At 63.7% G+C, this 13,128-nt stretch carries 10 protein-coding genes; 4 read left to right on the forward strand and 6 right to left on the reverse strand.

Annotation, left to right across the window (positions count from 1 at the left end; translation table 11 throughout):
- Nucleotides 1–43 precede the first annotated feature (43 nt).
- The 4 genes from V6767_RS13945 to V6767_RS13960 all read left to right on the forward strand — a co-directional run bounded on the left by V6767_RS13945 (nt 44) and on the right by V6767_RS13960 (nt 5,049).
- Nucleotides 44–838: an enoyl-CoA hydratase/isomerase family protein gene (locus V6767_RS13945; protein ID WP_448474036.1), complete on the forward strand. Its 795-nt coding sequence runs from the start codon at nt 44–46 to the stop codon at nt 836–838.
- A gap of 78 nt (nt 839–916) precedes the next feature.
- Nucleotides 917–2,128: an acyl-CoA dehydrogenase gene (locus tag V6767_RS13950; RefSeq protein ID WP_448474037.1), complete on the forward strand. Its 1,212-nt coding sequence runs from the start codon at nt 917–919 to the stop codon at nt 2,126–2,128.
- A 68-nt stretch (nt 2,129–2,196) separates the two neighbouring features.
- Nucleotides 2,197–4,320 carry an acetate--CoA ligase family protein gene (locus tag V6767_RS13955; RefSeq protein WP_448474038.1) on the forward strand — a complete coding sequence of 708 codons (2,124 nt, stop codon included), beginning with the start codon at nt 2,197–2,199 and terminating at the stop codon, nt 4,318–4,320.
- A 3-nt stretch (nt 4,321–4,323) separates the two neighbouring features.
- Nucleotides 4,324–5,049, forward strand: a complete 726-nt coding sequence (locus V6767_RS13960) for a TSUP family transporter (RefSeq protein ID WP_448474039.1) — start codon at nt 4,324–4,326, stop codon at nt 5,047–5,049.
- Here V6767_RS13960 and V6767_RS13965 read toward each other — a convergent pair whose 3' ends face one another.
- The 6 genes from V6767_RS13965 to V6767_RS13990 all read right to left on the reverse strand — a co-directional run bounded on the left by V6767_RS13965 (nt 5,050) and on the right by V6767_RS13990 (nt 12,976).
- Entirely contained in the window at nt 5,050–6,417 is a 1,368-nt protein-coding gene (locus tag V6767_RS13965) for a GH1 family beta-glucosidase (protein WP_448474040.1), read from the reverse strand. It lies immediately after the preceding gene.
- A gap of 241 nt (nt 6,418–6,658) precedes the next feature.
- A complete protein-coding gene (locus tag V6767_RS13970; RefSeq protein ID WP_448474041.1) occupies nt 6,659–7,843 on the reverse strand; it encodes a Gfo/Idh/MocA family protein in 1,185 nt (394 codons plus the stop codon).
- 391 nt (nt 7,844–8,234) lie between these two features.
- Nucleotides 8,235–9,287, reverse strand: coding sequence for a sugar phosphate isomerase/epimerase family protein (locus V6767_RS13975; protein WP_448474042.1), 1,053 nt, complete (start codon nt 9,285–9,287; stop codon nt 8,235–8,237).
- Between the two features lie 141 nt (nt 9,288–9,428).
- Nucleotides 9,429–10,343: a substrate-binding domain-containing protein gene (locus V6767_RS13980; protein ID WP_448474098.1), complete on the reverse strand. Its 915-nt coding sequence runs from the start codon at nt 10,341–10,343 to the stop codon at nt 9,429–9,431.
- A gap of 108 nt (nt 10,344–10,451) precedes the next feature.
- A complete protein-coding gene (locus V6767_RS13985) occupies nt 10,452–11,420 on the reverse strand; it encodes an ABC transporter permease (RefSeq protein WP_448474099.1) in 969 nt (322 codons plus the stop codon).
- Nucleotides 11,421–11,449: 29 nt separating this feature from the next.
- Nucleotides 11,450–12,976 (reverse strand): sugar ABC transporter ATP-binding protein, encoded by a 1,527-nt coding sequence (locus V6767_RS13990; protein WP_448474043.1) that lies wholly within the window; start codon nt 12,974–12,976, stop codon nt 11,450–11,452.
- Between the last annotated feature and the right edge of the window lie 152 nt (nt 12,977–13,128).

The following is a 13,128-nucleotide window of genomic DNA, read 5'->3' on the forward strand; positions in this document are numbered from 1 at the left end:
GCTCCTGCTGCTAGCCCTGTTGTCCCGACAGGATTGAAGCAGTATGCCCGATTATCAGACAATCACACTCACGCAGGATGGCCCTAAGGCTTTTCTGACCTTCAACCGGCCCGACGTATTGAACGCGCTCAACAATACGCTGATCGCCGAGGTGCTGGACGCCGTTTCAAACCTTTCGGGGGCCACCCGGGTGCTGGTACTGCGCGGCGCCGGCGATCGGGCGTTCGCGGCCGGCGCCGATCTTGAAGAGATGCAGCGGCGCACGCCATGGAGCGAGATTGATTTCGGCAAGCGCCGAGCGTTGGCGCGGCATCTTGAGACCGCTCCCTTTGTCACCGTCGCTGCCATCAACGGCTATGCGCTTGGCGGCGGGCTGGAACTGGCGCTTGCCTGCCATCTGAGGATCGGCACCAAGAGCGCGGTCGTGGGCCTGCCGGAAACCCGGATTGGCATATTGCCCGCCAATGGCGGCACGGCGCGGCTCACGAGGCTTGTGGGACGCGGCCGCGCCATGCGGATGATCCTGCTCGGCGAGCCGGTGAAGGCGGACGAGGCCGAGCGGCTCGGCATCCTCAATTGGGTTGTCGAACCGGAAGTTTTCGATGCGGAAATAGAGACGTTGGCCGAGCGACTGTCGGAGCTTGCGCCTGTCTCCGCGCGCGCAATCATCGATACCGTATCAAGGACAGCCGATATGAGCCTTGACCATGCGATCGACTACGAGCATCGCTGGTTCCAGCTCTGCCTCGGTTCCGAAGGCAAAAAGGAGGGGGTGAAAGCCTTTCTGGAAAAGCGTAAGCCGCAATTCGGAGCTGAACCGGAGAAGGACGGCTTCTGAGAATTCAGGCGTTCGGCCCGCGTTGGGGAGAATGCGGCCGAGCGCCTCCCTTTCGAGGGAAGATGTGGAGGAGAGATCATGACCGAACCGGCAAAGGCCGTTCTCGACCGGGCGCGCATGAAGGGCGCCCATTTCGACTGGCAGGACCCGTTTCTGATAGAGGACCTGCTGTCGGCGGAGGAGATCATGATTCGCGATGCCGCCCGCGACTATGCCCAGGATCGGCTGATGCCGCGCATTCTGGACGCCAACAGGCATGAGCGTTTCGATATTGAAGTGATGCAGGAACTCGCCGAACTCGGCTTTCTCGGCGCCACGATCGACGGCTATGGCTGCGCCGGAATCAGCTATGTCGCCTACGGGCTGATCGCGCGCGAGTTCGAGCGGGTGGACACCGCCTTCCGCTCCGCGCTCGGCGTTCAGAGCACGCTGTCGATGCTGCCGATCTATCTCTATGGATCCGAGGCGCAGCGCGAGAAATACCTTCCGCTTATGGCAAAGGCGGAAAGGCTAGGCTGTTTCGGCCTGACCGAGCCCGATCACGGTTCCGACCCCTCCGGTATGCAGTCACGGGCGAAAAAGGTCGATGGCGGTTATCGCCTGACCGGTTCCAAGACCTGGATCACCCATGCGCCGATCGCCGATATCATGGTGGTCTGGGCCAAGGATGAGGAGGGGACGCTGCTCGGTTTCATCCTGGAGCGCGGCATGGAGGGGCTTGCCACCAGCAAGATCGAGGGAAAGTTCTCCGTGCGTGCGTCGCCCACCGGGCAAATCCATATGGATGACGTCTTCGTTCCGGAGAAGAACCGGTTACCCGGCGCGCGCGGTTATGGCGCGCCCTTCGGCTGCCTCAACAACGCCCGCTTCGGTATCTGCTGGGGCGCGATCGGAGCGGCGGAATATTGCTGGCATGCGGCGCGCGCCTACGTGATGGACCGAAAGCAATTCGGAAAGCCGCTCGCCGCCAACCAGCTGATCCAGAAAAAACTTGCCGACATGCAGACCGAGATCACGCTGGCGCTGACCGCCACGCTGCATCTGAGTCGCATGCGCGACGAGGGCAAGGCGAGCCCGGAAATGGTGTCGCTGCTCAAACGCAACAATGCGGGTAAGGCGCTTGAGATCGCCCGCACCGCCCGCGACATGCATGGCGGCAACGGCATTTCCGACGAGTATCATGTGATCCGGCATCTGATGAACCTGGAAACGGTCAACACGCTGGAAGGCACACATGATATCCACGCGCTCGTGCTCGGACGTGCCCAGACCGAAATTTCCGCATTCTAGCGCGGAACCGTTGCAACTCTTTTCCGCAATTATGGATGTTGATCGCCTGATTGCTCAAGGACTGCCCGATGACCTTTCACAGCCCAGACCGCACCGGGACCATCCGCAAGCTCGTTAGCCCGCGCTCGATAGCGGTCATCGGCGCTTCCGCGGATTTCTCCAAGGTCAATGGCCGCCCCCTCAAGCATCTGCTGGAAAAGGGCTATACCGGCGACATCCTGCCGGTGAACCCGAAATATCAGGAGATTGCGGGGCTGACCTGCTATCCCGATATCGCGTCGCTACCCGTTGCCGCAGACCTTGCCATCATCGCGCTGCCGGCGGCCTTCGTCTGCGATTGCGTGAGCGCACTCGGCAGGCGGGGCATCCGCGCGGCCGTGATCTTCTCCTCCGGCTTCGGCGAGATGGGAGAGCGGGGCAAGGCGCTGGAACAGACGCTCGCCGAGACGGCGAAGGCCGCGGGCGTCATTTTGCTCGGGCCGAACTGCCTTGGCTTCATCAACGCGTTCGAGAATGTCTATGCCACCTTCAGTCAGTATGCTGATGGCGACACCGGCGCGGGGCCGATCGCCTTCGTCACCCAGTCCGGCGCGTTTGGCACGGCTCTCGCCGCCCTCGTGCGCCGGCGCGGTCTCGGGCTCGGTTATTTCGTCAACACCGGCAACCAGGCCGATCTCGATTTCGCCGAGTTGATGTCAGTCGTGGTCGAGGACCCGCGCATCACTGTGGCGGCGGGTTATCTGGAAGGCGTGCGCGATGGCGAGGCGCTGGTCCGGCTTGCGAAGAAGTGCCGCGCGCTCGGCAAGCCGCTGATCCTCACCAAGGTCGGCCGCATGGGCTCCGGCGCACGGGCCGCCGCCTCCCATACCGGGGCGCTCGCCGTCTCGGACGCGGTGTTCGACGCCGTGGTCCGTCAGTATGGCGTGCTGCGCGCCCGCAATGAAGAGCAAATGCTGGACATGATGGAGGCGTTCTGCCAGCCGCGCCGGGCGAAAGGCAACGGCCTCGGCATCGCCACCCAGTCCGGCGGCGCGGGCGTGATGATGGCGGACCGCGCCGAGGAGGTGGGGCTGGAAGTGCCCGAACTCGGGCCCGAGACCCAGGCGAAACTTGCCGCCGTCATGCCGGCCTTCGGGGCGGCCGGCAATCCGGTCGACGTCACCGGCCAGTTCGTCGCCCGCCCGGAGCTCTTGAGCGAATCCGTTATCGGTCTGCTGGGGGACCCGGATATCGATGTCGCCATCGTCTGGCTTCAGTTGATGACCGCCCATGTCGACAAACTGCTGCAAATCTTCGCCGAAATCCGCGATCGCACGACAAAGCCTTTCCTGGTCTGCTGGGTCGCGGCCCCGGAAGCGGCGGTGACCGGCCTGCGCGCGCTCGGCATTCCGATGTTTACCGCCGGCGAGCGCGCGGTGGAGGCTGCCGCTGCCCTTGCGCACTACGGCATGTATCAGGATCATGGCGGTGATAGTGCCGTCACGCCGATGGCTTTGCCGCGCGGCACGGTCTCCGGCGCGCAGCCGACCGTGGAGGCGTCCGCCTGGCTGAGGCAGGCCGGCGTGCCGATGGCAAACGTCGCGCTGGCAGACAGCGCGGATGCGGCAGTGGCGCTCTGGCGCGGCAATGGCGGGCCGGTGGCGCTGAAGATCGAATCCCCCGATATCCTTCACAAGACCGAGATCGAGGGCATTTTGCTCGGCGTCGACAGCGAGGCCGATATCCGCGCGGGCTATGATACGCTGATTGACCGGGCAAAGACCCGGATGCCGGATGCGCGGCTTTCCGGCGTGCTGGTGCAGGAAATGTCGGCTGGCCATGTCGAGCTGGTCGTCGGCGTCAGCCGTGATCCGGTGTTCGGCATTATCGTCATGGCGGGGCTCGGCGGCGTACTGGTTGAGGTGCTGAAGGACGTCACCTTCCGCAAGGCCCCCTTTTGCCGCGAGGAGGCGCTGAGCATGCTTGCCGAGTTGCGCATGGGCGCGGTGCTGGATGGCGTTCGCGGCAAGCCCGCCGTCGACCGGGGACAGATCGCCGATATGCTGGCGAACCTCTCGCACTGGGCGGTGGGGATGGGCGATCACCTTTCCGAGCTTGATCTCAATCCGGTTCTTGTAGGGCCGGATGGCCCGAGCGTGGTCGATTGCGTTATGATCTTCGACACGGAGCCGGGTACGTCCGGCAAGGGCTGAGCCATGCCCCCGGAGGCGTTTTTCGCGGCCGCACCGATCGTCTTCCTCGGCTATGCGGTTTACGGGCTTACCGGGTTTGGCTCGACGATTACGTCCCTGCCGCTGCTGGCGCTGTTTCTGCCGTTGACGGTCGCCTCTCCGCTGATGCAGATATTCGATATCCTCGCCGGCTGTCTCGTCGGCGTCAGGGGCCGGCGGTCGGCGGATTTCAGGGAACTGGCGAAACTCGTCCCGTGGTGCGCGATCGGCGTTGCCGGCGGGCTCGTCGTGTTTCACTATGCGCCCGAACGCGCGCTGAAGTTGACGCTGGGGCTTTTCCTGCTCGCCTATTCCGGTTGGTCGTTTCTTCACCGCGCTTCGCTCGGCCCGGTATCGGCGACATGGTCGATTCCGGCCGGATTTTTCGGCGGCATTTTCACCGCCCTGTTCGGCACGGGCGGGCCGATCTATTCGGTCTATCTCTCGCGCCGTCTGCCGGATTACCGCAGGTTCCGGGCGTCGATCAGCATCTTCATCCTGTCGATCGGCCTCTGCCGATTCTCGTGGTTCGTTGCCACCGGTTACTACGCAAGGGGTGATACGCTGATCCTGGTCATCTGGGTCCTGCCCGCCATGCTGGCGGGCGTTGCCTGCGGCAGCCTGCTGGCCGGGCGCATATCGCGTTCAGCGGTGCTCTATATCGTCTGGAGCATCCTGGCCGCCGCCGGCGTCAGGCTGGTGATCGGCTGATCAGGCCACTTCGCTTTCGCCGAAGGTTTCGGCAAGCGCCTTGTACCACTTGCCGGAGTCCTTAATGGTGCGTTCCTGCGTGTCGTAATCCACGTGCACCAGACCGAACCGCATGCGGTAGCCCTCTGCCCATTCGAAATTGTCCATCAGGCTCCAGGCGTAGTAACCCTTCAGCGGAATGCCGGCGTCGATGAGGTCGGCGCAGACCGCAATGTGCTCGGAGAGATATTCGGTGCGCGGGGCATCGTCGACCACGCCGTCGACCGGCTCCATATTATAGCAGGCGCCGTTCTCGGTGATGTACATGTCCGGCAGGTCGTAGCGCTCGTAGAGCTGCTTGATCAGCTTGCCGAGCGAGGGGGCGTAGACTTCCCAGCCGATATCGGTGAGGACATTGTTGACCGGGGCGGTCTCCCTTGCCGCCGGAAATGCCGCGTCGGGGCTGCCGTCATGGGCGATGCGCATGGGGCGGTAATAATTGAGGCCCCACCAGTCGAGCTTCTGGTTGATGGTCGCGAGATCGCCGTCCTCGATCTCCGGCATGCGGTCGCCATAGGCGGCCATGAAATCGGCCGGGTATTCGCCCTTCAGCATCGGATCGAAGAAGCAGGCATTGTGGAACTGGAAGGCCCGTTCGACCGCTGCCATATCGGCTGCGCTGTCGGAGGCGGGTTCGATCGCCTGGTGATTGCAGACGATGCCGACCGGCACGTTCGGCGCTTCCTGGCGGATCGCCTCGACGCCAAGGCCGTGGGCGAGGTTCATCGTGTGGAGCGCGGCAAGAGCGGCGTCGATCGACTTTTCGCCCGGCGCGTGAACGCCGTAGAGATGGCTGAGCCAGACGATGCACCAGGGTTCGTTGAAGGTCGCGACCATGTCGAGCCGGTCGCCGAGCCGCTTCATCACCGTCTGCGCATAGCGCTGGAAGGCATAGGCCGTGGAGCGCGCCGCCCAGCCGCCATCGCCGGCAAGCGTCAGCGGCAGGTCCCAGTGATAGAGCGTCGCATTGGTCTTGATGCCGCGCTCCTTGCAGCCGTCGATCAGGCGATCATAGAAATCGAGGCCGGCCTCGTTGATCGGCCCGCGGCCATCGGGAATGATGCGCGGCCAGGCGATCGAAAACCGGTAGGTCTCCACGCCGAGCGACTTGATCAGGTCGAGGTCCTCGTCGAGGCGATGGTAGTGATCGCAGGCGATATCGCCGCTGTCGCCGTTGAAGGTTCGGCCCGGCATGTGGGAAAACGCATCCCAGATCGATGGTTTGCGGCCATCCTCGCGGGCAGCGCCTTCGATCTGGTAGGAGGCCGTCGCGACGCCGAACATGAAATCGGACGGAAAGCGTCCGGCCAGGGCCTTGGGATCGATCATGCTGGATATCCTTTCGTCTCGACCGGATGAGGACGATGCCACCCGGTTTCAGTCGTCTCGCCGCCGCAACGCCAGGGCGCAACGGCTTTTTCGAGGCCGATCTCTAGAAAATCCAAAGCGCTTTGTACAGAACGCCGGCGGCAAATCTGTAACGTTACAGAAGTTATCCGCGCAACGTTGCCGAATTGCGTCACCCGACCCTGCATGGCGCCGTTGAGCGCGCATGCAGGACCGAAGCGCGTCAGACGTCCGGCTTCACCCAGGCGCCGTCCTTCTTCGCCGATTCGACGCAGGCCTCGACAAAGGCAAGACCGATCACGCCGTCCTCGATCGTCGGGTAGATCACGTCGGGGGCTTCTCCGCCATCGCGGAATGCCTTGATGGCGAGCGCGGCCTCGGAATAGATGTTGGCGAAGCCTTCGAGATAGCCTTCCGGGTGGCCGGCGGGGATGCGGGAAACGCGGGTGGATTCCGGCAGGGCGCCGGCGCCGTTGCGGGTCAGCATCTGCTTCGGCTGGCCGAACGGGGTGAACCACAGGATATTCGGGTGTTCCTGCACCCATTCGAGCCCGCCCTTGGTGCCGGCGATGCGGATTTTCAAACCGTTTTCAAAGCCGGGCGCCACCTGGCTGGCCCACAGCATGCCCTTTGGCCTGACGCCGTTCTTCTCCTTGAAGCGCAGCATGACATGGGCGTTGTCATCGAGCTGTCGGCCTTCCACGAAACTGTCGAGATCGGCGGCAAGGCTTTCGACGGTCGCACCCGAGACGAACAGTGCAAGGTTCAGCGCGTGGGTGCCGATATCGCCCAGCGCGCCGCCTGCGCCCGAGCGTTTCGGGTCGGTGCGCCATTCGGCCTGTTTCGACCCCTGCCTTTCAACCGGCTCGGTCAGCCAGTCCTGCGGATATTCGGCGTGGATCAGGCGGATATCGCCCAGATCGCCCTTTGCGACCATGGCGCGGGCCTGGCGGATCATCGGATAGCCGGTGTAGTTGTGGGTGAGGATGAACAGCGCATTGGCCTTGTCGGCGATCTCTTTCAGCGCCTTGGCGTCTTCCAGATTGGAGGTCACCGGCTTGTCGCAGATGACGTGGATGCCCTTTTCGAGGAAGGCCTTGGCCGGGCCGAAATGCATGTGGTTGGGGGTGACGATCGCGACTGCCTCGATGCCGTCCTCGCGCGCGGCTTCCTTCTCGGCCATTTCTTCATAGGAGCCGTAGGTGCGCTCGGGGTCGAGACCGAGTTCCTTGCCGGAGGCCAGCGCCTTTTCCGGCGTTGACGACAGCGCGCCCGCGACCAGCGTGTAGTGATCGTCAAGCCGCGCCGCGATGCGGTGCACGCCGCCGATAAACGCGCCCGAGCCGCCGCCCACCATGCCAAGCCGGATGCGGCCCGAATATTTCTCGTCTTTGCCTTCAATCGCCATGTCGTGTTCTCCTGAATTGTCTTTGTCCGGGGTGGTGCCCCTCATCCGGCTGCCGCCACCTTCTCCCCGGCGGGGAGAAGGGATCGTGGGGCTGGTTCTCTGCCCCTCAACCCGATCAGCGAGCCCCCTCGCCCCTCAGGGGAGAGGGTTGGGGTGAGGGGGGAGGCTATCAGCCCACGCAGCCGTTGTGTTTGTCTGCGGCCCTCCGACAGCCGCCATTTTCCGTTTCCTCGTTGCGCCTGCGCCCCTCATCCGGCTGCCGCCACCTTCTCCCCGGCGGGGAGAAGGGATCGTGTGGCTGGTTCTCTGCCCGTCACCCCGACCAGCAAGCCCCCTCGCCCCTCAGGGGAGAGGGTTGGGGTGAGGGGGGAACCGCCTGCGCCAGCGAACCTTACAGCCCCAGCATCCGCTTGTTGGCGGCCTCGTCGGTGCCGCCGCCGGCGAAGTCGTCGAAGGCCTTTTCGGTCACGCGGATGATGTGGTGACGCACGAATTCCGCGCCTTCGCGGGCGCCGTCTTCCGGGTGTTTCAGGCAGCATTCCCACTCGACCACGGCCCAGCCGTCGAAATCATTGGCGGCCATCTTCGAGAACACTGCGCCGAAATCCACCTGGCCGTCGCCGAGCGAGCGGAACCGTCCGGCGCGATCGACCCATCCCTGATAACCGCCATAGACGCCCTGCCGGCCGGTCGGGTTGAATTCCGCGTCCTTGACGTGGAACATCTTGATCCGGTCCTTGTAGATGTCGATGTTGTCGAGATAGTCGAGGCACTGCAGCACATAGTGCGACGGGTCGTAGAGCATGTTGGCGCGCGGGTGGTTGTTGACGTGGTCGAGGAACATCTCGAAGGTCACGCCGTCATGCAGGTCTTCGCCCGGATGGATCTCGTAGCAGATGTCGACGCCGTTCTCGTCGGCGTGGTTCAGGATCGGCGTCCAGCGCTTTGCAAGTTCTGCAAAGGCGGTCTCGACCAGGCCTGCCGGGCGCTGCGGCCAGGGATAAAGAAACGGCCAGGCGAGCGCGCCGGAAAAAGTCGCGTGGGCGTTGATGCCCATATTCTTCGAGGCGGAGATCGCCATCTTCACCTGGTTGACGGCCCATTCCTGCCGGGCTTTGGGGTTGCCGCGCACTTCGGGTGCGGCAAAGCCGTCAAAGGCCTCGTCATAGGCCGGGTGCACGGCGACCAGCTGGCCCTGGAGGTGGGTCGAAAGCTCGGTCACCTCGACGCCGTTCTCGCGGGCCTGGCCCTTGAAATCGTCGCAATAGTCCTTGGATTCGGCGGCCTTTTTCAGGTCGATGAGCTGGCCGGCCCAGGTCGGCACCTGAACGCCCTCATAGCCGCAATCGGCCGCCCATTTGGTGATCGCGTCCCAGCTGTCGAACGGGGCCTCGTCGCCCGCGAACTGACCGAGAAAGATGGCCGGTCCCTTGATCGTCTTCATGATATTTCCTCCGTTCTATGCGGTCGCGTCGTGTCGGTGGCATGCACCTCGGGTTTCCGGCGAAGCGGCCCTGCTTTTGCAGGGCAGGAGGCTCCGCCGGGGTATTCTGTCATGCCGCCCCCAGTGGGACGGCCTACCGGATCAATACGGCGAATCCGGGAAGTAGTAGTCCTCGGCATTGTCCTCGGTCACCAGCGTGGCGTCGAGGATGTAGCTGCCGGCCACCGGCACCTGATCCATCAGGCCCGCGACCGTCAGCTCCATGGCGGTGCCGATCATCGCCGGCGGATAGAGCACGTCGACCGGGATCATGCTGTCGCCGTCCATGACCTTCTTGATCATGTCCTTGGACCCGGCGCCGCCGATGACATACTGAACGTCGTCCCGTCCGGACTGTTCGATCGCCTGCAGCACGCCGACGACCATGTCGTCATCCTGCGCCCAGACCACGTCGATCTTCGGATATTTGGTCAGATAGTCCTGCATCACGCGGAAGGCGTCGTCGCGGTTCCAGTTGCCGAACTGCTTTTCGAGCACCTTGACGTTGGAGCCTTCGAGCGCCGCGTCGAAACCGTCCTGGCGTTGCTGGTCGATCGGGATCGGCAGGCCGCGGATGACGACCACTTCGGCGTCCGGCGTGGTCTCGACGATGTATTCTCCGGCGACGGCGCCGAGTGCCGGATTGTTGCCGGCGACATAGAGGTCGCGGACATTGCTGTCGTTGTTGGACGGCGCGCGGTCGACCAGCGTCACGAAGGCGCCCTGGCTCTTGACCTGCATGATGGCGTTGACCAGCGGATCCGGGTCGGTCGGCAGAATCACCAGCGCGTCGATGCCCTGCACGGCCAGATCCTGCACGGCGTTTGCCTGGCTTGCCGGATCGGGCGAGGTTTTGACGATGATGTCGAGATCTTCATACTCGCCCATCAGCTCCTCGGCCACGCGCTCGGCATGGTAGACAATGCCGGCTGTCCAGCCATGGTCGGCGGCCGGGATGGATACGCCGACCGTCAGCGCCTGCGCTTGCGTAACGCCGACAAGCGATGTCGCCGCCATAAGGGTCGCGCCCAATACCATATGTTTCATGTTTACTCCTCCCAAGTGGCGGACCGGTTCAGTCCGGAATGTCCGGGCTGCGGGCGGTCCGTAAAACCCGCAAGTGCGTTAACTTTTTTGCCGGTTGAACAGCGAGCGCTGCACCAGCATGGCGATGATGATGATCGTGCCCTGGATGGCGGCGATCAGATATTCGGAAATGAAGTTCGACAAGAGCATGATGTTGCCGACGATCTCCAGAATGAAGGCGCCGCAGATCGTGCCCCATATGCGGCCAACGCCGCCCCTGAGTGCGGTTCCGCCGACAACCACGGCGGTGATCGCCTGCAGCTCCCACAATATGCCGGTGGTCGCCGAGGTCGAGCCGAGACGCGGCACGTAGAACAGGACGGCGACGGCAACACAGAGCCCCTGGATCAGATAGGTCATGATCCGGATATTGCGCACCGAGATGCCGGAATAACGCGCCACCTCCTCGTTCGATCCGACGGCGATCACATGGCGGCCGAAGCGGGTGCGGTAAAGCACGAAGGCCCCGATCAGCGCCGTCACCACGATCGCGATCACGGGAACCGGAATGCCGAACACCGTGCCGAAATAGGCGGGGCGATAGGCCGACTGGACGTCGAAATCCTTCAGCGTGATCGCGCCGCCCTGCGACAGCCATGTCGTCAGCCCCCGGAATATCCCCATCGTGCCGAGCGTGACGATGAAGGGTTCGACCCGCCCGACAGTGGTGATCACCCCGTTCAAAAGCCCGCAGGCCATGCCGATCAGGATCGCGAGCACCATAGCGGCGGCGATCAGCAGATAGGGGTTGGAAATCACCGCCGTGTTGATGAACATGATCATCAGGCTGGCGACGAAGGCGACCATCGAGCCGACCGAAAGATCGAGCCCGCCGGCGGAAATGACGAAGGTCGCGCCGACCGCGATGATCGCGATGAAGGCCGAGCGCGTCGCCACGTTCATAAGATTGGTGACCGTCAGGAAGTTCGGGTTGGAAAACGCGCCGAGCACCAGAAGCAGCGCCAGCGCCAGGAACGGCGCCATCACCCGAAGGTCGAGCCGGCTCATGAATCCGGAATTGGTTTCAGCCTGTCCGCTCACGACGCCATCTCCCGCTTGCCGGAAACGCCGGTCGCCAGCACCACGATCTCGTTTTCGTTCATGTCCTCTCCCGTCACCTCGCCGGCGATCTCGCCCGAACGCATCACCACGATCCGGTCGCAAAGGCCGATCAGTTCCGGCATTTCCGAGGAAACCACGATGATCGAGTGCCCGTTTTGAGCGAGGTCGGCGATGAATTTGTAGATCTGTTCCTTGTTGCCGATGTCGATGCCGCGCGTCGGCTCGTCGATGATCACGATCTCGGGTTCGAGCAGCATCATCTTGGCGAGCAGCAGTTTCTGCTGGTTGCCGCCCGACAGTTCGCCGGCGGCAAGTTCCTTCGAACCGGTGCGGATATCGAAGTCGCGGATCGCTTCGTCAAGCGCCTTGTACTCGGCCTTGCGGTCGACCTGCAGGTTCTTCGTGAACCGCTCGAGAGCGGAAAGCGTGAGGTTGGTTCGAAGGTCCTTGGTCAGGAGCAGCCCCTTGCCCTTGCGGTCCTCGGAAAGATAGACGATGCCGGAGCGAAGGGCCGCGATCGGGGCATTGAAGTTGACCGTCCGGCCATTCAGCCGAACCGCGCCCTTGCCGGGTTTGAGCCCCAGCAACCCTTCCATCAGTTCCGTGCGTCCGGCGCCGATCAGGCCGGCGAAACCGAGGATTTCGCCCTTATTCAGCGTGAAGGAACAGCGTTGGGCATAGCCCGGCACGGTAAAGTCCTCGACCTCCAGCACCGGCAGGCCTGCGCCGTCATGGGCGCGGTCGGGATAGAGCTTGGAGACGTCGCGGCCGACCATCAGCCGGGCCATGTCGGCAGGCTCGAGCGTATCGGCGTCGCGGCTGGCGATCAGCTGGCCATCGCGCAGAACGGTCACCGTGTCGGCGATCGCCTTCACCTCGTTGAGGCGGTGGGAGATGAACAGCACGGCGACGCCGCGGTCTCGGATCGCGCGGATGACCTTCAAGAGCGCCTCGGTCTCGAACGGCGTCAGCGAGGCGGTCGGCTCGTCGAAGATCACCACGCGGTGCGGGGTCAACAGCACGCGGGCGATCTGCACGAGCTGGCGCTTGGCGATCGAGAGCCTGGAAACGGGGGTATCGGGCGCGATATCGGCGCCGAGTTCGAGCAGCGCCTTGTGGGCTTCGGCGTTCATCACCCGGTCGTTGACGGCAAGGCCGCGGCGGACCTCCCGGCCGAGGAAAATGTTCTGGGCGACGGTAAGGTCGGGCGCGAGCAGGATTTCCTGATGCACCAGCACGATGCCGGCGGCTTCCGCCTCGACAGGGTTTTCGAAACTGACCGGCGCGCCGTCGACCTTCACGGAGCCGGCCGAAGGCTTCAGATTGCCGGCCAGAAGCCGCATCAGCGTGGATTTGCCGGCGCCGTTTTCGCCGATCACGGCATGGATTTCGCCGGCGCGAACGGAAAGATCGATGCCGTGCAGCACCTCGATCGGGCCGAAGGATTTTCTAAGCCCCTCGGTCTGCAGAATAGCGGCGTTTCCGCCCGCTTTCTCAATCATGATCCTCCCCAGGCGCCGGTCTTGAAGCGCTCATTTCTCTCCGGCGCGCCGCGCCGGAAGATGGTCCTCCGCGCCGCCTTCCCGAGCGGCGCAAAACGGGCGCGGCTTCGCTCTTGTGGCGACGGCTGCCCTTTCCCTGATGAGCCTAGCGG

It is taken from the genome of Martelella sp. FLE1502 (assembly GCF_053484255.1).